The organism is Glycomyces sp. NPDC047010, from assembly GCF_040644205.1.
Lineage (GTDB): Bacteria > Actinomycetota > Actinomycetes > Mycobacteriales > Micromonosporaceae > Glycomyces.
Map to the genome: position 1 here is coordinate 171,515 of NZ_JBEYVY010000008.1, position 22,248 is coordinate 193,762.

A 22,248-nucleotide genomic window follows, 5' to 3' on the forward strand; every position below is an offset into this window, starting at 1 on the left:
CTTCCCCTGAGAGGTTCCTGCATGCCACGACTCCGTTCACTCCTCTACCGGCTCTCCGGCGCCGCCGCCGCGCTCGCGGTCGCCGCCGGCGCGGTGGCCCTCGCCGCCGCACCCGCCCAGGCCGCACCGGCCGCGCCCGTCATCGAACTGCTCACCCCGTCGCCGCTCGCCGGCAGCCCTGTTGAGATCCGGATCTCCTCCCCCGACACCGACATCGCCGCGTTCCAGTACGGCATCGGCACCGCCGCACCGCAGGAACGGGTCGAGTCCACCGGCGAAGCGGTCGTCTCGTTCACCGCGGCCGCGGGCCGCACCGTCGTCTACGCGTGGGCCGAGAACACCGCGGGCGAACTCTCACCGCAGGCGGAGCTGTCGTTCTTCGCCGGCCGCTTCATCGCCCCCGCCGCCGGCGCCGTCTGGCGGCTCGACGGTGACGGCGCCGACGACGCGGGCCGGGCGGGCCCGCTCGGGCTCCCCGCCGACGCCGCCTGGGAGCCGACCGAGGCGCCCGCCCCGTACGGCCGCGCCCTCGGCTTCGACGGCGGCGACTGCGCCGCGAGCGGGAACGGCGCGGCGATCCGCACCGACGCCGCGTTCTGGATGTCGGCCTGGGTCCGCCTCGACGCCAAGGACGCCGACCAGGTGATCGCGTCGAAGGCCGGGACCGCCCGGACCGGGTTCGCGCTCGCGTACGACGCGGACAGCGACAGGTTCACCGCGACCACGGTCTCCCTCGACTCCGCGGCCGGGCAGGAGCACACCGTGTCCTCCACCGCGGCGCCCGCGACCGGGGAGTGGACGCACCTCACGGTGGTGGTCTCCGGCGGCACGATCGCGCTCTACGTCGACGGCGCACTCGATGCGCAGGACACCGTGAACGTCAGGGCCGTGAACTTCACGGGCCCGATCCACCTCGGCTGCGACGCGTCCACCGGTTCGGCCGGACTCACCGGCGCGCTCACCCACGTCGCGTTCTGGCAGGGCGGCCCCGACCAGGCGTACCGCGACGCCGCGTACCGGGGCGACCTCGCCCCGGGCGCCGCGGCCGCCTGGCCGCTGCGCGGCGGCGGCACGGCGGTGCACGGACCCGACCTCGACGTCCCCTCCTCGATCGAATGGGTCGCCGACCAGTACAACAGGATCGGCTCGGCCGCGTCCCTCGACGGGAACACCTGCCTGACCGCCGCCGACGGCCTGGTCTCCAGCCCCGGTGACCTGTCGGTCGAAGCCTGGGTGCGCCTCGACCGGACCGATCGCGACCAGACCGTGGCCTCGCAGGCCGCGCAGCACGGCAGCTCGCTCTCGCTCGGTTTCGACGCCGACGCGCAGACCTGGGAGCTGGCCCTGCCCTCCGCCGACGGCGCGAACCCGCAGTGGGCGGTCGCGACCGGTACCAGCACGCCCGCCGCAGGCGAATGGACGCACCTCGCGGCCACCGTGGACGTCGACCGGGAAGGGCCGGGAATGCTGTCGCTCTACGTGAACGGCGTCCTCGAAGGCAGCGCCGAACTCGCGTTCACCCCGGTCAGCGGCGCCGACGCCGCGGCGCTCGGCTGCGCGGTCTCCGGCGACGGCAGTGCGGTCCGCCACCTCGACGGGGCGCTCTCCGACGCGACCGTGTGGCGCGGCGTGCTAGGCCAGGCCGCGGTCACCGCGTCCTACTCGGGCAACCCCGCGGCGGTCGTCGAGGCGGCCTGGGACTTCACGTTCGGCGACATCGACAACTGGACCGAGCACGAGCTCGACATCGTCGGCGCCGAGGGCACCGACTGGTACTGGGAGGACACCGAGGGGACGTCGTACTTGACCGGGCTGACGCTCGACGGCACCGGGAACGGGTACGGCACCACCGCCGGACCGGTCCTCGCCACCGACGAGTCGTTCACCGTGATGGCCTCGGTGAACCTGGCCGGCAAGGGCGCCGATCAGACGTTCCTGGCGCAGGCCGGGGACGGCGCGGCCGGATTCGAGCTCGGCTACGACGCAGCGCTCGACCGCCTCCACTTCACGATGCACTCCGCCGACGGCACCGAAGCGCAGCTGGCCGCGCCCACCGCCCCGCAGACCGGCACCTGGTACACCGTCGCCGCGGTCTTCGACCTCAAGACCGGCCAGACCCGCCTCTACCTCGACGGCCACCAGGTCGCGACCGGCGACGGCCCGACGTCCCCCTGGAACACGGACGGCCCCGTCACCCTCGGCCTCGCCGCCGACACCGCCGGAACCCACACGAACCCCCTCGACGGCAGCGTCTCCCGCCCGTTCCTGTGGTCCTCGATAGTCGACGACGAGACCCTGGAACTCGTCGGAGTCTGAGCCACGCCGATGACAACGGCGGGCGCCGTGAGGCGCCCGCCGTTCGTCGTCTCAAGCCGTCATTCGACCGGCGCGGCGACCCGGACCCGGCCCGGCAGCGCCACCGAGGCGATGGCTCCTGCGAGGCAGATGCAGGCGGCCGCCGTGAAGACGTCGGCGTACTGGGCGGCGAGGGCGTGGTCGATGGCCTCCAGGTAGGCCTCCTGGCGGGAGAGGTAGACCGATTCGGAGATGCCGAAGGGGAGGGGGGTGTCGAGGTCGGCCGTGGACTCCTGGAAGCGGTGGAGGCTCCACGAGGTGAGGGCCGCGACGCCGATGAGCATGCCCATCATGCGGGCGACCACCGCGAGGGCCGCGGCCGTGCCGTGCCGGTCCTCCGGGACGACGCGGAGCGCCGCCGAGGACAGGGGCGCGATCGTCAGCCCGAGCGCGGCGCCGGCCAGGGCCAAGCCGAGGGCGACGTGCGGGACGGCGTCGGCGATCCACACGTACGCCATTGCGGCCGTGGCGAACCCGGCGAGGGCCGGGACGCGCTCGCCGTAGCGGCCCGCGAGCGTGCCGCCCGCGACGGCGCCGACCGGCAGGCCCGCGAGGAACCACATGAGCAGCAGCGCGCCGCCCGCGGAGTCCAGGCCCAGGAGGGTCTGCGCGAGGAGCTGCGTGTCGACGAGGGTGACCATGAGGACCGCGCCCGCGGCGGCGCTCGCGACGAGGACCGCCGCGTACGGCCGCCACTTGACGCCGTCGGGTTCGAGGAGGCGCACCGGGGAGCGGCGCTGCTGGAGCGCGAACAGCGCGAGCACGACGACCCCGGCGACGATCGCCGCCGGGCCCCACGGCGGCAGCACCGCGTCCTCCGGCTCGGGGTTGTACAGGCCGATCGTGAACAGCCCCAAGGCGACCGCGAGGAGCGCGCCGCCGAGGAAGTCGATGCGGGCGTCCCGGCGGGGCACGTCCCGCGGGAGCGCGTAGTGGACGGCCAGCGCCGCGAGGGCCGCGAGGGGCACGTTGACCCAGAAGATCCCCTGCCAGCCGACGAGCGCCGCGATCCCGGCGCCCACGAGCGGCCCGAGGACCGCCCCGAGCTCCTGCGCGGCCCCGACCCAGCCGAGGACCACGGCGCGGCGCTCGGTGGCGAACAGGTCCGCGGCGAGGGCCATCGTCACCGGCAGGAGCGCCCCGCCCGCGAGGCCCTGGAGGGCCCGGCCCGCCACGAGCGGCGCGAGTTCGAGGGACAGGGCGGAGACGATCGAGCCGATCGCGAAGGCCGCCAGGCACACGTGGATGACGATGCGGCGCCCGAACCGGTCCGAGACCCGCCCGAGGAGCGGCATGCCCGCGATGTAGCCGAGGAGGTACCCGGTGACCAGGGGCGTGGCCCGCTCCAGGTGGTTCGCGGGGATGCCGAGGTCGCCGATCATGTCGACCAGGACGCTGACGAGGACGTACGCGTCGATCGAGCCGAGCAGGACCGCCGCCCCCGCGGCGGTCAGCGCCAGGCCGGACCGGCGGGGCGCGCCGGGCTCAGGGGGCTTCAACGGTCACCTGCACGTTGCGGCGGCAACAACCGGGATGCGACCACGATCGCACCGGAGAACGCCGAACTTCCGAATACGGCGGGCAAGGGTGGCATTCAGCCATCCTAATTCCCTCCGCTACCCGTCGATCCGACACCACCTCGAGCACTAGTCGAACCACCGCCTCCAGAACCTTTCGAACCGCGGCCTGACTCGGTGGCCCGCGGCATCGGAGGAGGGATCGGCCGGGCCCGGGGATTCAAGCCGTTCGACCAGTGCTTCGTATGCGTCTCTGACCGCTTCCCAGTAGGGCGTGGCGTAGATCTTCAAGGCAAGACCGCCGATCATCGACGACAAGACCAGAGAGATGAGAATCCAGCCTTCGTTACCGGGCGCTTCGGGCCAGCGGCTAGAGAACAAAGGGATGAACAGCCCGGCCGGAATGGCGAGCAGGAAGATCGCCGCGTCGCCGACGAGCAGGCATCGTCTTGCCCGCCGTTCAGCCGCTCCCGCGTACCGCCTCGCGGACTCGACCGACAACATCGGCACAGCGGCGTTCGGGTCGGGCCAGGGCTGCGCCCTGTACTTGGAGTGCCACGGGAACCCGGTCCCGCCGGTGATGGGCTCCGACAGGTCGGGCGGGATCGGGAACTGCCCTCTCACCGCGCGTTGCATTCGGAGGTTCAATCCGACTGCGGTGAACGAGAGTCCCGCGGTCACCAGGAACACCAATGCGAAAACCGCGACCATGATCAATGGCGTCATGCGTCTTCTCTATTCGATCGCCGTTGAAGCAGTGTGTACCGATGATGGGCGGGTTGCACGAATCCGATCATGGCGATCACGGAAAATCCAAGTACGCCGATTCCCGTCAGGTTGCTCAGCCACTCGCGGTTCCACCAGCCGGCGAAGACCGAGATGATGAGGAGCACCGCTACTGCCAACTGCCACAACCCTACGAAGGCGAACAGCAGCGCACGTGCGAGATAGACCCCCGCGGACCGTTCAAGATCAGGTCCTTCAAAACCGTAGCAAAGGCGTCGGAGTAGTTTTCTCATGGCGAATGCATATCAACCCGCAAGCCCCGTGCGACAGTGCCCGGATGCCGCTGTGCAGCAGAGCGCTCACTGAGGCGCAGTTACGGTGCCTCGATCTCGACCGGCTTGTTGTAGTCGTCGAACAGGAGCGTCACGGTCGCGTCCCCTTGGGCGAACTCGGCTTTCACGACCCGGAGGGTCTCCTCGTCGAACCACACGGTCGCCGTGTTCCAGTCCCCGGCCGCGGGCAGGAACTCCGCGAACGCCGCCGGGTCGAACACCACCTCGTACCGGTACGTGTCGAAGCCGCCGACCGCCTCCGTGTCCTCCGGCGTGGCGGTCTCGACGGCGTTGAGCAGGGCCGCGATCCCGGCGCCGGGGTCGAGCAGGACCGTCGGGTCGTACGGGAGCATCTCGTCCCCCACCGGGATCTCCTGGTACCCGCCGGTGACGCCCTTGACGTAGGCGCTCTCGCCGATGATCGTGTAGTCGACTTCCAGGTCCATGCCGAGCGCGGTGATCGTGCCCGTCCCCTCGGCGTCCCCGTCCGCGGTGACCACCCCGTCGGCGCTCTTGACCGCGAGGCCCTCGACCTCCCCGTCCACCGTCAGTTCGAAGTGGACCGATTCGACCTCGGCCATCACCTCCGACGCGCTGGGCAGCACTTCGTCGGCGGCGGGCACCTCGTCGGCGCCGTCGGAGCAGGCGGCGGCGAGGGCCGTGAACACGAGGGCGGCGGCACCGATCACGGGGAGTTTCGATCGCATAGGGCGATCCTATGCCCCGCCGTTTCCCATGGGAAACCGAGAAAGACCGCCCGCTCGCGCGGGCGGCCTCCCGGGGTTCCCCATGCGGGTCAGGCGCAGCCGACCGTGGGCCAGTTCCAGTTGCCGTTGGCCTGGATCGTGAGGCCGAACGTGTTCCCGGCGCCGTTCGGGGTCGCCACGAACTGCTGCGCGCTGGGGTAGGACGCGTTGCAGTTCCAGGTCGAGAGGACCTTCGCGGGCGAGGGGATGTTCAGCGTCGTCCGCCAGTCGCTCTTGCCGGAGACGGTGACGTTGAGGTTGTACCGGTCGCTCCAGCGCTGGCCCGCCGAGAGGGCCGCGGTGCAGGCGCCGCCGCCACCGCCCCCACCGCCGCCGGAGGCGCCGAGGGTGATGTTGGAGTTGCCGGTGGACTGGTAGCCCTCGGTCGCCATGATCATGTAGTAGCTGAACGCGCCGAGGTTCATGCCCGCGCGGGACCAGGCGTCGAAGTGCGCGCCGGTGTCGATGGTCCCGGACGTGCGGTTGCCCTGGCGGACGCTCCAGTACTGCTGGAAGGTCTTGGTGCCCTCCACCGACGGGGCGTTGTAGCGGGTGGACTGGCCGAGCTGGTACGTGCCGCCGTTGATGGTGGCGGTGCCCTTGTTGGTGGCGCCGCTGGAGGGGTTGTACGGGCCGTGGGACTCCACGATGTAGTACTCGACCAGCGGGTTCGAGGTCCAGCCGTAAAGGGCCAGGTAGCCGTTGCTGCCGTGGTTGACGGTGCCGCTGTACTCGACGGTGCGGCGCCCGCCGTTGGCCCAGCCCTTGCCGCCGACCCAGTTGTTGGCGCCGTTCCAGGTGGAGCTGTAGTTCCCGCCGGCGCCGAGGGTCATCGACGCCTTGCCCTGGGAGTCGGTCCAGAACGAGTAGTAGTAGCCGTTGTTGGTGCCCTCCTGGTTGGTGGTGATCACCTGCTGCGCCTGCGCGGCGCCGGGCAGGATCAGCCCGGAGGCCCCGAGCGCGAGCGCGCCGGCGCCGCCGAGCAGGAGGTTCCTGCGGCTGAAGAGGCTGGGGGGAGGGTTGAACTTCATCCTGTCTCCTGGGAAGGGTGCGGAACGGCCCATGCAAGCCGTATCGAGAACCATCTATCTCTCGATGTAGACCATCGTGGACGCGCACCCCTGAACGTGTCAATGACTTTCGGAAAACTATCGGAACTTTCTTGATAGATAACTCCGAAACTTCCGAACCGAACGCAGTGAAAAGGCCGTTCGCGTCAGCGGGCGGCCTTGCACGTGCCCCCGGCAGGATTCGAACCTGCGACACCTGGTCCCGGAGGGCGCTCCAGCGGATTTTCTGGCACCGGTCATCAGCTCAGTATTATCCCTGACCTGCACAGGCGCAGTTCAGGGACGTCCGCAGGCGTTCGCAGCCAACCGCAGGTATTGCCCCCCTTTTTTGCCCTCCGGGGAGAGAAAAGTACTGAAGCATCATCCTAAGCATCTAATCTTGATGCCAGATATGATGTCGGGGCCTTGTTGTTGTGAGGTCCCAGCCGATCGGGTCGGCAAATGGAGCGCGGAGCCACCGCGACCGGCGCGAAACCGACTGGGGTGCAACCGAACAACAACTTTTAGGGAAGGCAGTGCCATGGGGAATGAAGAGAATCCACAGCAATCGCTAAGAGATCCACCCCAACATCGGACTACTGTCCGGTTCGACCGCAATACCTGGGCATCAATCGAGGCCGCCGCGGTAGAGGCGGGCCTTACTCCTACTGCGTTTATCGCGAAAGCCGCTGACGCGGCCGCTCTCCAGGCGGAGTTGCGGCAGTGGGTACGTGATGACGAACTCGATGACTGGGATACGGCGAATCGGGAAGCGATCCGGGACTGGGGAGACAACGAATAGGAGGCACTCCAGTGCCTGAGTCCGAGTTTCGTCGCGGCGAGTTGTACCAGTGCAACAACGGGCCCGGTCGTCGGCCGCAGCTCGTGGTCCTGGTAAGCCGCGATGACCTCAACCAGAATCCCCCGGACAGTGAGGTGTGGGTGATGCCGATCGTGCGCAAGCCCTCGCCCCTCGCCATCCGGCTCGGGGAAGCCGACCCCGCCCGCGGGTGGGTCCGCATCCACAAAGCCGCCTGGATCGAACGGGACCGGCTGTACCAGCCAGGCTCCATGCTGACCGGCGCCACGATGGAGGCCATCCGAGAGGCGCTCAATCGGCTCCAGGCCGACGATGTACCCGAGCTGGGAGACTAGGCACAAACGAGTAGCGAGAGGGGCACTGGTCGAACCAGTGCCCCTCTCGCTTGAGCGTCACCTTGGAATCCAGCCACACTCCCCAGGTTCGTTCCGCTCGCGCAGCTTCTTTAGAAGTACTGCCCTGACCTGCAAAAACACAACCCGCCGAGAGCGCCGCTGTGGGCTTGGGAGGGACTTCCTGTGTCATCGTCAGGGCAAATCAAAATAGAGCTCCTCAGAGGTTCGAGTTTGTGCAGGTCAAGGCGCCGGTTTCCGCTCACGCCAGGCGGATGCCTCGGGCGCGGAGCAAGGTGGTCGCAGAAGTCATGGTCAAGTACGATCCGAGAATGCAGAACCCAGCAGAGGATCTACTTGCCCTACTGAAAAGCTGGGAGCCTAGTGGCCCCACGCAGTCGACTGCTGCCGCCCGTGGCGTGGTTAACAACGAAGACGGCAGCGAGTTCTGGGCGAACCATCGCAGGGCAGTGGAGTGTCTTTTGGCGATTGAGCGCCAACTGGATGAGATGGAGCAGGCAGGAGATGATGTCGAGGCGTATCGGGAATATGTTCCGGCCTGGTATCGAGCTGTCTTCGCACCGAAATACAATTGGTTCGCTTCTGATGCGAACCTCAATACTCACCGTCGAGGCACCGGTCCCGACGGTGGTCGTGATCTAGCGAAAGACACCGCTGCTATGTTGAAAGGACTGGCATCGCATATCCGAACATGGCAGATCGCCGAGTCAATTCCGGCGGGAGTCATTGCCGACTTGCTGGAAGCAGTTGATGAAGCTGAGGGTCTTATCGATCGGGCAACGGATCTTCCAGACCTTGAGCGACGCTATGTTCTCCGCCTAGTTCAGCAAGTTCGGGAAGTAATTCGAGATGTCGACTTGTTTGGCCGCGCTGAGAATCGGCGTCTTGTTATTGAGCTTGGCGGGGCGATGACGATTGTCTACGCCTTTGCAGCGGAGGAAGACAAACCGAAGGCGCAAAATGTCGTCGGAAGATTCCTTCGCGGAGGAACTGCTCGCGTTACCGGTGTGGCTCTTGATGCTGGCGTTGTCCTCGGAGTTCAGGCATTGGCGGCGCACTTTAGCCAAGCTATTGGCAACTAGCCGTAGCAAGCGCCGATGTCGCACGCCTGCGGCGTGAAGGTCAGCCAGTCCCTACACCCAAACAGTTCGGATTCATTTCGGAGCTTCTGAAAGGGCCGGTGTTCTGGCGTCTCAACTGGGCACAGGCAGAGATGGAGCCGAACCTTGCGATACTCGGTGGATGGATTCTCAAGACTCCCTGGTATCAGCCCTGGGCCCATCCATAATCGCAGCCATTGCCCTAGCGTGCGTTGCAGCGATTACCTACCTTCTTACGACTCGCCTGGAGCACCGCAAGTGGCTTCGGCAGGAACGACTTCGCGCCTACACTGCTTACCTCTCCGTCCTGCGGACGCTTCGACACGCGAGCCTTCGCGGGGAAGCACTATCGAGGGAGCTTACCGGAGAATTCGCCGATCGTGTCGATCAAGTGCGGCTCGTGGGGACAGTACAAGCCGTCGAGATCATCGAATCACACGGCCGCCGGATGAAGGAGGAGCACCCAGATGCCATCGGGCTACAGCAGTTTGCAAAGGAGCTTCTTGGCCAAGCCCGCGAGGATCTCAAGGCCAACCATCGTGCCTGGAAGCTTTGAGATCCCATGAAACATGCGAACGGACGACGATTAGCTCTTGACCTGCGAAAACATAACCGGCTGAGTTCGATTCTGCCGAAACTGCCTTATCCAGGTAGGGCCGAGTGCCATTCGGCAAGCAGGGCGTCCTCAGCGGGTTGTGTTTTTGCAGGTCAGACCGGCCTATGGCGAAGTTCGTCAATGGTGCCGCTGAGGTCGCTCAGGGTCGCTGCGAGTTGGTCCAACTGCTCCAGCGTGGCGCGTGAGAGGGCGATGGTCGCCCACACTTGAGCGAATTGGGCGTGGTGGTCACGTTCAGTGGGGTCCTGCTCGGTGGCGGCCGTGGTCGCGTGGCTTACGGCCTGCTCCTGAGCCTCGTCCGACGTCGGCAGAATGGGTCTGGGGGCATCCAAGGGTCCGTCCCTTCATTGGAGAGTCGTTGCCGTCCAATGCTCTACGTAAAACGCGACCACTACTGACTCCAGCAGTAGGCGCCGGCGCGCGTTGGAAAGCGCTTCGCGCGTTGCCACGCAACGGGATCGGCCTTGAGGATCGCCTCGGCGATCCCCTTCGCAGTCTCCGTCTTGAGGGAGGCCATGCTGGTCTCGATCCAGGGGCCGATCGAGTCGGCCCCGCCGTGTTGGTATTCGACAGCCTGAATCAGGCATTCAAGCTTGTCAGCGTCCTTGGCGCACTTCGCTTCTGGTGATTCGTTCGCTTCGAACTCGCCGACGGCGCCAGTGATGATGGCGGCGATGGCGTCGGGCATGCCCTCGACCTGGTCGGCCACGATGTCCTCTGCGGGTGCAACGGTGAGGTACTTCCGGCTGACGTGCGCGATGTCGCCGATACGCGTCTCAGGGGTGTCGTGCAGAAGCGCAAGAAGAGCCGTCCGGTTCGGGTCGGCTCCTTCAAGGCCAGCAAGGATCATGTGCCGACGACCGCTGTCCGCCACGAGTGCTCAGCGATGCTCTCAGGGTCCTTGACCTGGGTGAACCACCACCCTGTCCGCTTGATGCGCTTGAGGTTCCCGGTTTCGAGCAGGTAGGACGCGATGCCGTCCAGGTCGGTCATGGATTGAGGCAGCATTCAACCAAAACCCATAGAAAACCAGGGGCCCAGGCAACATCGCCTGGGCCCCTGAACTTGAAGTCATACTTTAATCCCATATTTGAGTCAAATAGGGATCTTTACCATCTTCCATAAGCCGAGTCCAACGAAGTATGCAGTCACGAGCAAACTGAGCCGAATTCCTGGCAAAATTTCTAGCAGCAACTTCCGTGCTTGCAAGGCCAATAGTCAATGGCTCGCCAATCTCACTCGCATTGGCAACCCCATGAAACCGCCTTAGAGGGGCCCCAACTTTGGCAAGTAGTGGAATTCTAAGAAATCGAACTGAGCCCGATTCAACCAAGGTGAACAACAATACCTGAAGGTTCGTATCCAAACCCTCAGGGGAGTTCCATTGCAATAGAAAGAGCGCTCTGGAATTTTCCGAAAGACTCAAGATATCAGCCAATTCGGTCGATTGGTAATCCGTGAATCGAAGCACTTCAGAAAGGGTATGAAGACCACCGGAAATAGTCAACAATACAGCACCATCTGCAGCCTCGTTGAACTCTCCAAACTCCGCATCTAGCAGACGATGCATCTCCTCTGCCATATATTCCTCAAGGACCTTCGCTTCATTGAAGCGCTTTCGTCGCGCATTTTCTTCGGTAGCCTTATTTGCCGAATCGAGATTCACCGAAATACGCCTCACCGCCGCTATCACCGTTCGAATCCCCGCGGAGTCTCCGGTACGGACTTGGTCCACTTCTTGATACTTTCCAATGGTATGAGCCAGGTCGCGACGAACTTCTGACCAGTTGGCGAGCCGTCTCTCGGGTATTTCCTCCAACAACTGTCTCAGCAACTTATGCATATCCGATAGACGCTCGTCTTTCACCTGGATCTCGAGGCGATGCTTATCTTGCAGAAGATACTCACGAGCCGGAGGAGTGCGTCCCGCGATTAGGCTCCAGGCAAGCTTGCCCCAGGCATAAAAATCAGCCGGAAACTGTAGCCCGTCATTACGGCCAGATTGATTCTCCGGCGCTATATAAAGCCAAGGCCCGATAGCCTCGTACTCAGCAGTCAGACGAGTGTCATCATTTGAAATGCAAAGCCCAAAATCCGCTATTACAACATCATCGCCAGACCGCAGAATATTCGCAGGCTTGACATCTCGATGTGCGTATCCGAATTCATGAATCCGCGACAAGGCAAGTGCGACTTGGTCAACAAGAAGCAGTCTATCGAGCGTGCTAAATTTGTCCCTTGAAACATGCCCAATCGACTCAAGCGATCCTTGTTCATACCAAGGCATCACGTACCACGGATTCTTAGCATCATCTAGATCTTTATCAACGATCTTAGGAACCGGCGCACCTTTAGCAAAGAGATCTTGCATGGCATCGAACTCTCGTCGAAGTCGATCAACACGGTCTATCTTCTTCCAACGCTTCAATGCGTGGTCACCTGCATGGTCTTCATTTCGCACCCGCCAGACCCATGCCTGACCTGATTCAATGGGCTTAGACACCATCTTGGCCCACTGCTTTGGAAAGGTTGATTTTGACATGTGACCCTCCTTGACCGGTTAATCACCGACCACGCACCTGCTTCCAGAAGACGTGATTCTTCCGCAAAAGGCAACGTCTGGCAACTGGATGAGCAGTCAGCTTGCCCTAGACAACAGTAAGAGCCGCTCACTGGGCAATCAGGTCGACAAGCTCAAAGCTGAGGCAGCCCGCAACACAGCCTCGCAACAGCACATGAGTGAAACCATCAAGCCGAACGGCTTGATCTATACCGTGGCTAGAGGAGCTCGCCCACCGTGTAGGCCCCCCTTTTGGCTCCATGACCGCCCGCGGGCAGGGGTGATCCCCTCGCGGTTTGGAAGAGAAGATGCCCTCTAGCTGGGCTGATGCAGAGTGCCCCCGGCAGGATTCGAACCTGCGACACCTGGTCCCGGAAACCAGTGCTCTATCCACTGAGCTACGGAGGCGTGCCCGACGAGTCGGACGGAACGATGCTATCAGCACCCGGGGAGGGGATCGAACGCGGTTTGCCCGGCGAGGATCACACCGTCGCGAAGTCCTGCGATTCGGCGCGCCGAGTGTCGGAGGACGGGCATAGGCTGACTCCGCCGAAACCTGTGAGCCTAGCGGACACGCTGCGGTTTCGTCGCCCGAATCACCGGAAAAACACATCATCTTGGGGAGACCCCGGAGCCCGACCACAACATGTATGATTCCCCTCTGTCAGAACCAACAGCACGAGGGGATGCAGAGATGACCGGGCTCGCCACCACGCCATCCGCCACCACCACCGCTCCGCAGCAGCGGGAGCCCGAGCAGGGCCCCGTCGCGCTGATCGCCGAGCGCATTCGCGTCCATGCCGCCGGACTGCCCGACGTGGACGGCGAGAAGGTCATCGCCCAGATCGAGGCCGGCCTGTGGCCCGGCGCGACCGAGGCGGCGCTGCGCGAGCGGGCCGTCGAGATCACCTCGTCGAGCGTCGCCTCCGAGCCGACCTACTCCAAGCTCGCGGCCCGCCTCCTCGCCGAGCACATCGCGGCCGAGACCGCGGGCGAGGGCGTCACCTCGTTCACGACCTCGATCGCCGCGTGCCGCGACAACGGGCTCCTCTCGGAGGACCTCGTCGCGTTCGTCGACGCCAACGCCGCCGCGCTCGACGCCGTCATCGACGACGCCGCCGACGACCGCTTCGAGTACTTCGGCCTGCGGACGGTCTACGACCGGTACCTGCTGCGCCACCCCGAGCACCGCACGGTCCTCGAACGGCCCCAGTACTTCATGCTCCGCGTCGCATGCGGCCTGAGCCAGTCCGTGGAGGAGGCCGCCGAGCTGTACCGGCTCATGTCGGCCCTCGCGTACCTGCCGTCCTCGCCGACCCTGTTCAACTCGGGCACCAAGCGCGCCCAGCTGTCCTCGTGCTTCCTGCTCGACTCCCCGAAGGACGAGCTCGACTCGATCTACGAGCGCTACAGCCAGGTCGCGCGCCTCTCCAAGTACGCGGGCGGCATCGGCATCGCCTGGTCGCGCGTGCGCTCGCGCGGCTCGCTCATCCGCGGCACCAACGGCCACTCGAACGGGATCGTGCCGTGGCTGCGGACCCTCGACTCGTCCGTGGCGGCGGTGAACCAGGGCGGGCGCCGCAAGGGCGCCGCGTGCGTGTACCTCGCGACCTGGCACGCCGACATCGAGGAGTTCCTGGAGCTGCGCGACAACACCGGCGACGTCGAGCGCCGCACGCACAACCTGAACCTCGCCAACTGGATCCCCGACGAGTTCATGCGCCGCGTCGAGAACGACGCGACCTGGTCCCTGTTCGACCCCAAGGAGACCCCCGAGCTGGTCGACCTGTGGGGCGAGGAGTTCGACGAGGCGTACCGCGCCGCCGAGAACGCCGGGAAGGCCCGCAAGACCGTCCCGGCCCGCGAGCTGTACGGCCGCATGATGCGCACCCTCGCGCAGACCGGCAACGGCTGGATGACCTTCTCCGACACCGCGAACCGGACCTCGAACCAGACGGCGCGCAAAGAGAACGTGATCCACCTGTCGAACCTGTGCACCGAGATCCTGGAGGTCACCAACGACTCCGAGACCGCCGTGTGCAACCTCGGGTCCGTGAACCTCGCCGAGCACTGCTCGACCGAGGGCTTCGACTTCGAGCGCCTGGAGACCACGGTCCGCAGCGCCGTCAAGTTCCTCGACCGCACCATCGACCTCGGCTTCTACCCGACCGCCGAGGCCGAGAAGGCCAACCGCAAGTGGCGCCCGATCGGCCTGGGCTGCATGGGCCTCGCCGACGTGTTCTTCAAGCTGAAGCTCGCGTTCGACTCCGAGGAGGCCCTCGCGCTGTCGACCGCGATCAGCGAGCGGATCGCCCTGGTGGCCTTCGAGACCTCCGCCGGCCTCGCCGCAACCCTCGGGGCGCACCCGAACTTCGCCGAGACCCGCGCCGCCGACGGCGTGCTCCACCTCGACCACTACCCGAACGCGCGCATCACGCTCAACGAGCGCTGGGACGCCGTGCGAGGGAAGGTCGCCGAGCACGGCCTGCGCAACTCGCTCATGATCGCGATCGCGCCGACCGCCACGATCGCCTCGATCGCCGGATGCGCGGAGTGCATCGAGCCGGTCGTCTCCAACGTGTTCAAGCGCGAGACCCTGTCGGGCGAGTTCCTCCAGGTCAACCGCCACCTGATCGCCGAGCTCAAGGAGCGCGGGATCTGGAACGAGCAGCTGCGCCAGGCCATCGTCGTCGCCGAGGGCTCCGTCCAGGGCATCGCGGCGATCCCGGCCGACCTCCAGGAGCGGTACCGCACCGCCTGGGAGCTGCCGCAGCGCGCCCTGATCGACCTCGCGGCGGCCCGCACGCCGTTCATCGACCAGGCCCAGTCGCTCAACCTGTTCCAGGCCAGCCCGACCATCGGCAAGCTCTCGTCGATGTACCGGTACGCGTGGCAGCAGGGCCTCAAGACCACGTACTACCTGCGCAGCCGCCCGGCCACGCGCATCAACCAGACCACGGTCAGCGCCCAGCCCGCCGCCGAGGCGCCGCAGGCGACCGAGCTGGAGGTCATCCCGGCCGACATCGCGTGCTCCCTGGAGAACCCGGAGAGCTGCGAAGCCTGCCAGTAGGGCCGATGCGGGCGGGGCGCCGCGGCGCCCCGCCCGCTCCATGACATCGAACTGCCGCCCGCCCCTAAGCGAACCGACAACCGAGAGGACGCCCAATGCTGCTCGACCCGGGCATGAACCTGACCCTGCGACCCATGCAATACCCGGACTTCTACGACCAGTACCGGGCGGCGATCAAGAACACGTGGACCGTCGAGGAGGTCGACCTCGGCTCGGACCTGACCGACCTGGCGTCGTTCACGCCGCAGGAGCAGCACCTCATCCACCGGCTCGTGGCGTTCTTCGCCACCGGTGACACGATCGTCGCGAACAACCTGGTGCTCAACCTGTACCAGCACGTCAACTCCCCCGAAGGGCGGCTCTACCTCTCGCGCCAGCTCTTCGAGGAGGCCGTGCACGTGCAGTTCTACCTGACGCTGCTCGACACGTACCTGCCCGACCCGGACGAGCGCGCGAAGGCGTTCGACGCGGTCAACAACATCCCGTCGATCAAGCGCAAGGCCGACTTCTGCTTCAAGTGGATCGACGAGGTCTTCGACATGAAGGAGCTGAAGACCGGCGACGACCGGCGCAAGTTCCTCCTCAACCTGATCTGCTTCGCCGCGTGCATCGAGGGCCTGTTCTTCTACGGCGCCTTCGCGTACGTGTACTGGCTGCGCAGCCGGGGCCTCCTCGACGGCCTCGCCACCGGCACCAACTGGGTGTTCCGCGACGAGTCCTGCCACATGAACTTCGCGTTCAGCGTGGTCGACATCGTGCGCCAGGAGGAGCCCGAGCTGTTCGACGACGAGATGCGCCGCCAGGTCACCGACATGCTGGAGGAGGCCGTGGAGGCCGAGCTCCAGTTCGCCGAGGACCTCATCGGCGAGGGCATGCCCGGCATGACCGTCAAGGACATGAAGTCGTACCTGGAGTACGCCGCCGACCAGCGCCTCGTGCGCCTCGGCATGCCGAAGAAGTGGGGCTCGGAGAACCCGTTCCCCTTCATGGCGCTCCAGGACGTGCAGGAGCTGACGAACTTCTTCGAGCGCAGGCCGACCGCCTACCAAGTGGCCGTGGAGGGCAAGGTCGACCTCGACGAGGAGTTCTGATCCCGGGCCGCAGGGTGTCTCCCGCCTGCGGCTGAAAGAGGAGGGGCCCGGCGCGATGCGCCGGGCCCCTTCCTTGTCGCTTGCTTCGCTTGCGGCGCTAGCCGGCCCGCGCGAACGTCGAGCCGGACGCCTCCGTGCCGTCGCTGAGCTGGGCGACGCACAGGAACGTGCCGTCGCCGGGGACGTACACGTCCGTGGTCCAGTCGACGGCGTCGCTGGAGATCAGCTGCGAGAGCGGGCCGCCGTCGGCCTGGCCGTTCACGCAGGCCGCCGCGACCGCCGGGTCGGCGCGTGCCGCCTCGACGTCGCTGACGCCCTCGGGGAGCTGGCCGGTCGCGTAGCCCTCCCACAGGTGGGCGCCGTCGCAGCCGGTCGCGGCGAACGCGGCGTCGAAGCAGGCCGGCTCGGTGACGCAGCCCGCGCCCTCGACCGCGAGGGTGCACTCGCCGACGTAGTCGTCGGCCATGGACTGGGACGCCAGGTCGGCGGGCTCCTCGCCGTTGCCGAAGAGCCACACGCCGCCCGCGATGAGCAGGCCGAGGATGACCAGGCCGACCGCGCCCATGCCGATGAGGCGGCCCATCTCGGAGCCGTTGCCGCCGCCGCCCTCCTTCAGGCGGCGCTCGCGGCGGGTCAGGCCGGTCTCGTTGCGGGGCACGGGGACCGGGAGGCGCGAGTCGTGGTCGCGTTCATGGTCCTGGTCGCGTCCGCCGCTGTACGCCTCCCAGCGGCCCGTCTCGCCCGCGAAGTCGCGGGCGGGGCTCGGGGCCGGGGCGGGGCTCACCGGGGGGCTCACGGGCGGGCTGGGCATGCGCGCGGGGGCCGCCGGGGCCTGCGCCGTGCGGCGGACCGGGACGGTGCCGGGGGCGGGCTCCTCGGGGCGGCCGCGGCGCTTGGCCGGGGCGAGGCGGAGCGTGGACGGCGAGTCGGGCAGGCCGCCGAGGTCGGCGTAGCCGGGGGCCGCGGGCTCGTGGAACTCCGTGGGCGCCGCGTTCAGGGGCGGCGAGGTGTACGCGCCGTAGAGCCCTTGGGACGCAGGGGAGGGCGCGTGCGGGAGGTCGTCGGTGATGCGCGGGATGATGCCGGTGGACGCCTCGGGGATGCTCGCGAGGAACTCGCGGAACTCGACCGCGGTGGGGCGCCCGTCGGGGTTGTTGATGAGCGCGGTGCGCAGCATCTCCAGGAGCAGGGGCGATATGCCGGGGATCGCCGGGATCGGCTGGTCGAACAGGGCCGCGACCTCGTTGATGTCGAGGCCCCCTTCGGCGGGGAAGCGCGGCGGGTTGCCGCTGAGCATCGCGTACAGGGTGGCCGCGAGCGAGTAGACGTCGGCGCTCGGGCCGACGTGCTGCATCTGGAAGACCTCCAGCGGCGCGTACGCGGGGGTCGCCATCATCGAGAACCGCTCCCCGGGGCGGGGGACGGGGATGAGGCTGGAGAGCCCGAAGTCGGCGAGCACGGCGTGGCCGTGGTGGTCGATGAGGAGGTTCGCGGGCTTGATGTCGCGGTGGACGATCCCGGCCTCGTGGGCCGCGGCGAGCGCGTCGGCGATGCGGATGCCGATCTCGATCGTGCGGTGCGGGGGGATCGTGGTGTGGCGGTCGAGCAGGTCGGCGACCGAGCCGCGGCAGCGCTCCATGACGACGTACGGGTTCGCCTGGTGGGTGAGCCCGGCCGAGAGCATCTTGACCACGCACGGGTGGTCGGAGAGGCGCCCGGCGGTCTGGACCTCGTGGCGGAAGCGCTCGCGGGAGGCGTCGTCCGTGAGCGGGCGGGCCTCGATCTTCACGGCCACTTCGGCGCCGTCGTCGAAGCGCGTGGCGCTGAAGACGGTCGAGTACGCGCCGCGGTCGATCTCGCTGAACCCGGTGAGGCGCTCGATGCCCTGGAGCAGGGACTCGGGGTCGGCCTCGGGCCGGGCTCTCGGCGGGGAGACTGAAGCGGTTGGAGCACCGTAGGACGACATGGTGTCCACTGGAAACTGCCTCCGTTCTCGGCCAGCGTGCAAGCCGAAGCGTCGCTCGGTGTCGAGCCTGTTCAGGTCGGGTGCGCGGGTCAGCGCCGGGGTGCGCGCCGCTGCGTTGCGAGAGCGACTCGGGCCTGGGGGATCCGAGTCATGGGACCTATCGGATAACGGTACGGCAACGCGCCCACGATTCTGTATACCCCTAGACGAAAAGCCAGCGAGAACTGGCCGAACGGTTGATATGTCGCTTCCCGAGGGCGAAGTACCGGTGGCGCATAGTGAACGCATCCCCCGTGTAGCGCGCGGGAGGACGGGTGTTCCGGCGGTCTCCGCAGGGGCGCTCGTCCGCCCGCCGCGTCCTCCCCGCATCAGGCCCCCTCGGGCCCGTCGAGTCCCATTGCGGCGTCGAGGTAGCCCGCGGCCCATGCGGTCGCCTCGGGGTCCTCCCCGAAGGACTTGAGCACGAGCCCGGCCCACTTCGCGGCCTCCTCGGGGCGGCCGTCCTCGTCGAGCAGGCGCGCGTAGCGGGCCACGATGGCCCGCCGCGGACGCCCCAGGGACGGCTCGTCGTAGTGCGCCGCAAGGGGTTCGAGCATCCGCAGCGCTTCGGCCCGGTCGCCCTTGGCGGCGCGCACCTCGGCCAGGAGCGCGGTGTTGGCCGCGCGGCCCGGTTCGAGGACGTCGTCGGTGAGCAGCGCGAGCGCCTCCTCCGCGGCCGTCTCGGCGGTCGCGGGGTCGCCCGCTTCGAGGGAGCAGCGGCCCCTCAGGTTGTGCGCCAGGCTGATCAGGAGCGGGTGGCCGGTCTTCGCGCCGTACTCCTCGGCGTGGGCGGCGAGGTCCAGGGCGTGGTCGATCGCGCCGATCGAGCGGGCCGCGAGGGCCCGCACGTACTTCGCGAAGCCGCGGCCCCAGTCGTCGTCGATCCGCTCGAAGTCCCGGAAGGACTTGCGCGCCAATGCGTCCGCACCCTCGGGATGCCCGAGGCCGATCTGCGCGGCGGCGCCGATGGCCCGCAGGAGCCCGACGGCGAACACGTCGCCGCTGCGCTCGCCGATGGGCATGAACACGTCGGAGAGGCGCTTGGCCTCGGTGAACCGCCCTGCCATGAGGAGCGCGAACGCGGACACGCCGCGGACCCACGCCCGGCCGACCAGGTCCATCTGGCGCGCAAAGGCTTTGGCCGCTTCGCGGAGCACCTCGTCGGCGCCGTCGAAGTCGCCGCGGGCCACGAGGACCCACGCCTGGTGCTGGAGGGCCCAGGCCAGGCGCTTGTCGTCGCCGACGCCGAACGCGACGTCGTAGGCGTCCATGAAGCGGGCCTCCGCCTCGGACAGGTGCCCGGCGAGGAAGTCGAGGAGGCCGATGCGGCACTGGGCGTCGCAGCGGGGCCCGGCGAGCCCTTCGCGGCGCGAGAGCGCCAGCGCGGCCGTCCAGGCCCCGCGGGCCTCGGCGAGCTCGCCTTTGTAGCGGTGGAGGCGCCCGCGCAGCAGCAGGAGCTGGGCCACGAGTTCGGAGGCGTCCTCGGGGAAGTCGTCGCCGAAGAGGCGCGGCGAGGGGTGGTCGTCGTCCCCGGCGTGGTCGTCGCCGGCGTCCTCGGGGATGAGGCCGATGTCGATGGCGAGGCCCTCGATCTCGGCCTCGGCCTCGACGGTGCGGCCGAGGCGGGTGAGGGCGCGGCCGCGCAGGAGGCGGTCGTCGTGGGAGAGCGTGGCGATGCGCTCGACGCCGTTGAGGAGGGCGACGGCGCGCTCGGGCTCCGAGGCGTCCATGGCGCGGTCGGCCTGCTTGCGGACGGCGTCGACGGCGAGCGGGAGGACGTTCCAGACCTCGTCGATCTTCTCGATCTCGACTTCGTGCGCGAGGGTCACGGCCTGCTCGGCGTGGAAGACGACGAGGTCGTCGGCGCTCTGGCCTTCGAGCTCGGTGTCGGCGGCCCAGCGGGCGATCTCGGCGTGCGCGTGCGCGGCGTCGGCCTTCCCGATGGGCGCATAGGCGGCCTGGCGCAGCAGCGGGGTCACGAAGCGGTAGCCGCCGTAGGAGCGGCGCCGGAGCATGCGGCGGTCGAGGAGCTCCTGGAGGGCCAGGTCGAACTCCCCCGGGACCTCCTTTTCGAGGAGCTGCGTGGCCTCGGGCGGGACGGCGTCGCCGAAGATCGAGGCGGCGCGCAGGAGCGCGCGGGCCGCGGGGCTGAGCGCGTCGATGCGGGCGCCGAGGACCTGCGCGAGGTCGCGGGAGAGGACCTTCCCGGTGAGCGATCCGGCGACGAGCCGCCACTGGTCGCCCGTCCCGGTCAGGAGGTCCTGCTCGACGAGGAGGGTGACGAGCTCGGCCAGGTAGTACGGGTTGCCCTGGGCGAAGCCGAGGAGGCGGTCCTCGTCGGGCTTCGGGAGGCGCCCGCCGCCGAGGAACTCGCGCAGGAGGCGCGCGGCGTCGGCGCCGGCGAGCGGCGGCAGCGGGTGGACCTCGGCCTCGGAGACGCGGGTGAGCACGCCGGAGGACCTGGTGAGCTCGGGGCGGCCGTAGAGGAGCACGAGCACGGGGCCGTGGATCTTCGCGAGCGCGACGCCGAGGGCGTCGATGCCCGCTGCGGAGGCGGTGTGCAGGTCGTCGATGATGAGGACCATCGGGCCGTGCGTCGCCATGTGCGTGATGAGCTCGGCGACGGCCTCGGGGATCGTGTACGCGTCGGACTGCTGCCCGGTGAACCCGCCGACGCGGTCGGCCGCCCCGGGGCGGCCGTGGCCGAGGAGCCCGAGGAGCACGGTGATGTTCAGGCGGCACTCGCCGTGGTCGGCGTGGCCGTCGGCGATGCGCCTGAGCTTCGCTTCGGCGGTCGCGCGGTCGTCGTCGAAGCGCAGGCCGGCGGCCTTGCGCACGAGGTCGGCGAGGGGCCCGAAGCGGCGGCCTTCGCCGTAGGGGGCGACGCGCACGGTGAGGACGCGGGCGCCGCGCTCGGTGGCGAGGGTCCGGACTTCGCGTGCGAAGCGGGTCTTGCCCATCCCGGCTTCGGCGGTGTGGATGAGGACCAGCGGCTCACTGCGGTCGATGACCGCTTCGAGGCGGCCCGTCACGCGCCCGATCTCGGCGTCGCGGCCGATGAACGGCGCGGTGTCCCCGAGGCTGGCGCGCGTCCCGGGCTCGTCTTCGAGCCCCAGGAGCTGGAACACCTCGACGGGCTCGCGCTTTCCCTTGAGGCGCACGGGCGTGAGCCGGCGCCAGGCCGCGGCGTGCTTCGTGGCGCGCATGGTCTCCTCGCCGGCCCAGATGGTGCCGACGGAGGCGATCGCGCAGATGCGCGCGGCGGTGTTCACGGTGTCGCCGATGACGGTGTATTCGAGATTCGCCTGCATGCCGGCGACGACCAGCCCGGACCGGAGCCCGATCCGCAGGCCGATGGGCAATCCCCCGCCGGACTCGGCCTTGAGCAGCCTCCGGACGCGCTTCTGCATGGCCTGGGCGGCCCGGACGGCTCGCTCGGCGTCGTCCTCATGTGAGAGGGGGGCGCCGAACACGGCCATGATGCCGTCCCCGGTGAGCTTGTCGACGTGCCCGCCGAACTCGTTGACGGCGGAGACGCACTCCGCGAGCAGGCGGTCGGTCACGGAGGAGACCCGCTCGGGGTCCAGGCTCTCCGACCAGGTCGTGAAGTCCGAAAGGTCCCCGAAGAGCACCGTCACGTAGCGCCGCTCCGTCTGGGGAGCGGTCGCCTCGGGAGACAGGGGCGCACCGCAGTTGTGGCAGTAGCGCGCGCCCGGCACAGTGGGCACGGAACAGAACGGGCAGGTCACAGCAGCACCAACGCCGGGACAGGGCTGTGTTGTTCCCCACTCCTTGTGGGAACGGGGCCAATCTTGCGCTTCACGGTGGCAAGGATACGTGGCCTACCTGACAGATACCTGTGTGCGGAGGCACAAATCCCCGAGCAGGGGACCAACCCTCCCCCGTTA

General features: G+C 67.7%; 14 protein-coding genes, 1 tRNA gene and 1 pseudogene. 6 read left to right on the plus strand and 10 right to left on the minus strand.

Annotation, left to right across the window (positions count from 1 at the left end; all coding sequences use genetic code 11):
• Positions 1–21: 21 nt before the first annotated feature.
• Positions 22–2,316, plus strand: a complete 2,295-nt coding sequence (locus AB0A65_RS17885) for a LamG domain-containing protein (RefSeq protein ID WP_359952427.1) — start codon at positions 22–24, stop codon at positions 2,314–2,316.
• 59 nt (positions 2,317–2,375) lie between these two features.
• Here the strand turns inward: AB0A65_RS17885 and AB0A65_RS17890 are convergent, their stop codons facing one another.
• From AB0A65_RS17890 to AB0A65_RS17910, 5 genes are all read right to left on the minus strand, one after another.
• Positions 2,376–3,854 (minus strand): MFS transporter, encoded by a 1,479-nt coding sequence (locus AB0A65_RS17890; protein ID WP_359952429.1) that lies wholly within the window; start codon positions 3,852–3,854, stop codon positions 2,376–2,378.
• 147 nt (positions 3,855–4,001) lie between these two features.
• Positions 4,002–4,598, minus strand: coding sequence for a hypothetical protein (locus AB0A65_RS17895; RefSeq protein WP_359952431.1), 597 nt, complete (start codon positions 4,596–4,598; stop codon positions 4,002–4,004).
• Positions 4,595–4,891 carry a hypothetical protein gene (locus tag AB0A65_RS17900; protein WP_359952433.1) on the minus strand — a complete coding sequence of 99 codons (297 nt, stop codon included), beginning with the start codon at positions 4,889–4,891 and terminating at the stop codon, positions 4,595–4,597. The genes AB0A65_RS17895 and AB0A65_RS17900 overlap by 4 nt, the downstream gene beginning before the upstream one ends.
• An 80-nt stretch (positions 4,892–4,971) precedes the next feature.
• Positions 4,972–5,637 (minus strand): LppX_LprAFG lipoprotein, encoded by a 666-nt coding sequence (locus AB0A65_RS17905; protein WP_359952435.1) that lies wholly within the window; start codon positions 5,635–5,637, stop codon positions 4,972–4,974.
• A gap of 89 nt (positions 5,638–5,726) precedes the next feature.
• Positions 5,727–6,707, minus strand: coding sequence for a glycoside hydrolase family 11 protein (locus AB0A65_RS17910; protein ID WP_359952437.1), 981 nt, complete (start codon positions 6,705–6,707; stop codon positions 5,727–5,729).
• 831 nt (positions 6,708–7,538) lie between these two features.
• Between AB0A65_RS17910 and AB0A65_RS17915 the strand changes: the two genes are divergently transcribed.
• From AB0A65_RS17915 to AB0A65_RS17925, 3 genes are all read left to right on the plus strand, one after another.
• Positions 7,539–7,880 (plus strand): type II toxin-antitoxin system PemK/MazF family toxin, encoded by a 342-nt coding sequence (locus tag AB0A65_RS17915; protein ID WP_359952439.1) that lies wholly within the window; start codon positions 7,539–7,541, stop codon positions 7,878–7,880.
• Positions 7,881–8,209: 329 nt separating this feature from the next.
• Complete coding sequence (locus tag AB0A65_RS17920) at positions 8,210–8,980, plus strand: hypothetical protein (RefSeq protein ID WP_359952441.1); 771 nt, start codon at positions 8,210–8,212, stop codon at positions 8,978–8,980.
• Between the two features lie 160 nt (positions 8,981–9,140).
• Positions 9,141–9,554, plus strand: coding sequence for a hypothetical protein (locus tag AB0A65_RS17925; RefSeq protein ID WP_359952443.1), 414 nt, complete (start codon positions 9,141–9,143; stop codon positions 9,552–9,554).
• A gap of 451 nt (positions 9,555–10,005) precedes the next feature.
• Here AB0A65_RS17925 and AB0A65_RS17930 read toward each other — a convergent pair.
• The 3 genes and pseudogenes from AB0A65_RS17930 to AB0A65_RS17940 form a co-directional block, all read right to left on the minus strand.
• Positions 10,006–10,607: pseudogene (locus AB0A65_RS17930) on the minus strand (HD domain-containing protein).
• An 85-nt stretch (positions 10,608–10,692) separates the two neighbouring features.
• Positions 10,693–12,156, minus strand: a complete 1,464-nt coding sequence (locus AB0A65_RS17935) for a protein kinase (RefSeq protein WP_359952445.1) — start codon at positions 12,154–12,156, stop codon at positions 10,693–10,695.
• A gap of 353 nt (positions 12,157–12,509) precedes the next feature.
• A tRNA-Arg gene (locus AB0A65_RS17940) sits at positions 12,510–12,582 on the minus strand.
• 286 nt (positions 12,583–12,868) lie between these two features.
• On the opposite strand from AB0A65_RS17940, the gene AB0A65_RS17945 reads away from it, so the two are divergent.
• Together AB0A65_RS17945 and AB0A65_RS17950 are read left to right on the plus strand one after the other, a co-directional pair.
• Complete coding sequence (locus AB0A65_RS17945) at positions 12,869–15,244, plus strand: ribonucleoside-diphosphate reductase subunit alpha (RefSeq protein ID WP_359952446.1); 2,376 nt, start codon at positions 12,869–12,871, stop codon at positions 15,242–15,244.
• A gap of 95 nt (positions 15,245–15,339) precedes the next feature.
• Complete coding sequence (locus AB0A65_RS17950) at positions 15,340–16,335, plus strand: ribonucleotide-diphosphate reductase subunit beta (RefSeq protein ID WP_359952448.1); 996 nt, start codon at positions 15,340–15,342, stop codon at positions 16,333–16,335.
• A gap of 97 nt (positions 16,336–16,432) precedes the next feature.
• On the opposite strand, the gene AB0A65_RS17955 is transcribed toward AB0A65_RS17950, so the two are convergent.
• Positions 16,433–18,301, minus strand: coding sequence for a serine/threonine-protein kinase (locus AB0A65_RS17955; RefSeq protein WP_359952449.1), 1,869 nt, complete (start codon positions 18,299–18,301; stop codon positions 16,433–16,435).
• Between the two features lie 368 nt (positions 18,302–18,669).
• Positions 18,670–22,068: an adenylate/guanylate cyclase domain-containing protein gene (locus AB0A65_RS17960; RefSeq protein WP_359952451.1), complete on the minus strand. Its 3,399-nt coding sequence runs from the start codon at positions 22,066–22,068 to the stop codon at positions 18,670–18,672.
• Positions 22,069–22,248: the final 180 nt, after the last annotated feature.

Coding starts and splice junctions, on each gene's coding strand:
- AB0A65_RS17885 (WP_359952427.1), top strand. CDS start 22: ATGCCACGACTCCGTTCACTCCTCTACCGGCTCTCCGGCGCCGCCGCC.
- AB0A65_RS17895 (WP_359952431.1), bottom strand. CDS start 4,598: ATGACGCCATTGATCATGGTCGCGGTTTTCGCATTGGTGTTCCTGGTG.
- AB0A65_RS17900 (WP_359952433.1), bottom strand. CDS start 4,891: ATGAGAAAACTACTCCGACGCCTTTGCTACGGTTTTGAAGGACCTGAT.
- AB0A65_RS17905 (WP_359952435.1), bottom strand. CDS start 5,637: ATGCGATCGAAACTCCCCGTGATCGGTGCCGCCGCCCTCGTGTTCACG.
- AB0A65_RS17910 (WP_359952437.1), bottom strand. CDS start 6,707: ATGAAGTTCAACCCTCCCCCCAGCCTCTTCAGCCGCAGGAACCTCCTG.
- AB0A65_RS17920 (WP_359952441.1), top strand. CDS start 8,210: ATGCAGAACCCAGCAGAGGATCTACTTGCCCTACTGAAAAGCTGGGAG.
- AB0A65_RS17925 (WP_359952443.1), top strand. CDS start 9,141: ATGGATTCTCAAGACTCCCTGGTATCAGCCCTGGGCCCATCCATAATC.
- AB0A65_RS17935 (WP_359952445.1), bottom strand. CDS start 12,156: ATGTCAAAATCAACCTTTCCAAAGCAGTGGGCCAAGATGGTGTCTAAG.
- AB0A65_RS17945 (WP_359952446.1), top strand. CDS start 12,869: ATGACCGGGCTCGCCACCACGCCATCCGCCACCACCACCGCTCCGCAG.
- AB0A65_RS17950 (WP_359952448.1), top strand. CDS start 15,340: ATGCTGCTCGACCCGGGCATGAACCTGACCCTGCGACCCATGCAATAC.
- AB0A65_RS17955 (WP_359952449.1), bottom strand. CDS start 18,301: ATGTCGTCCTACGGTGCTCCAACCGCTTCAGTCTCCCCGCCGAGAGCC.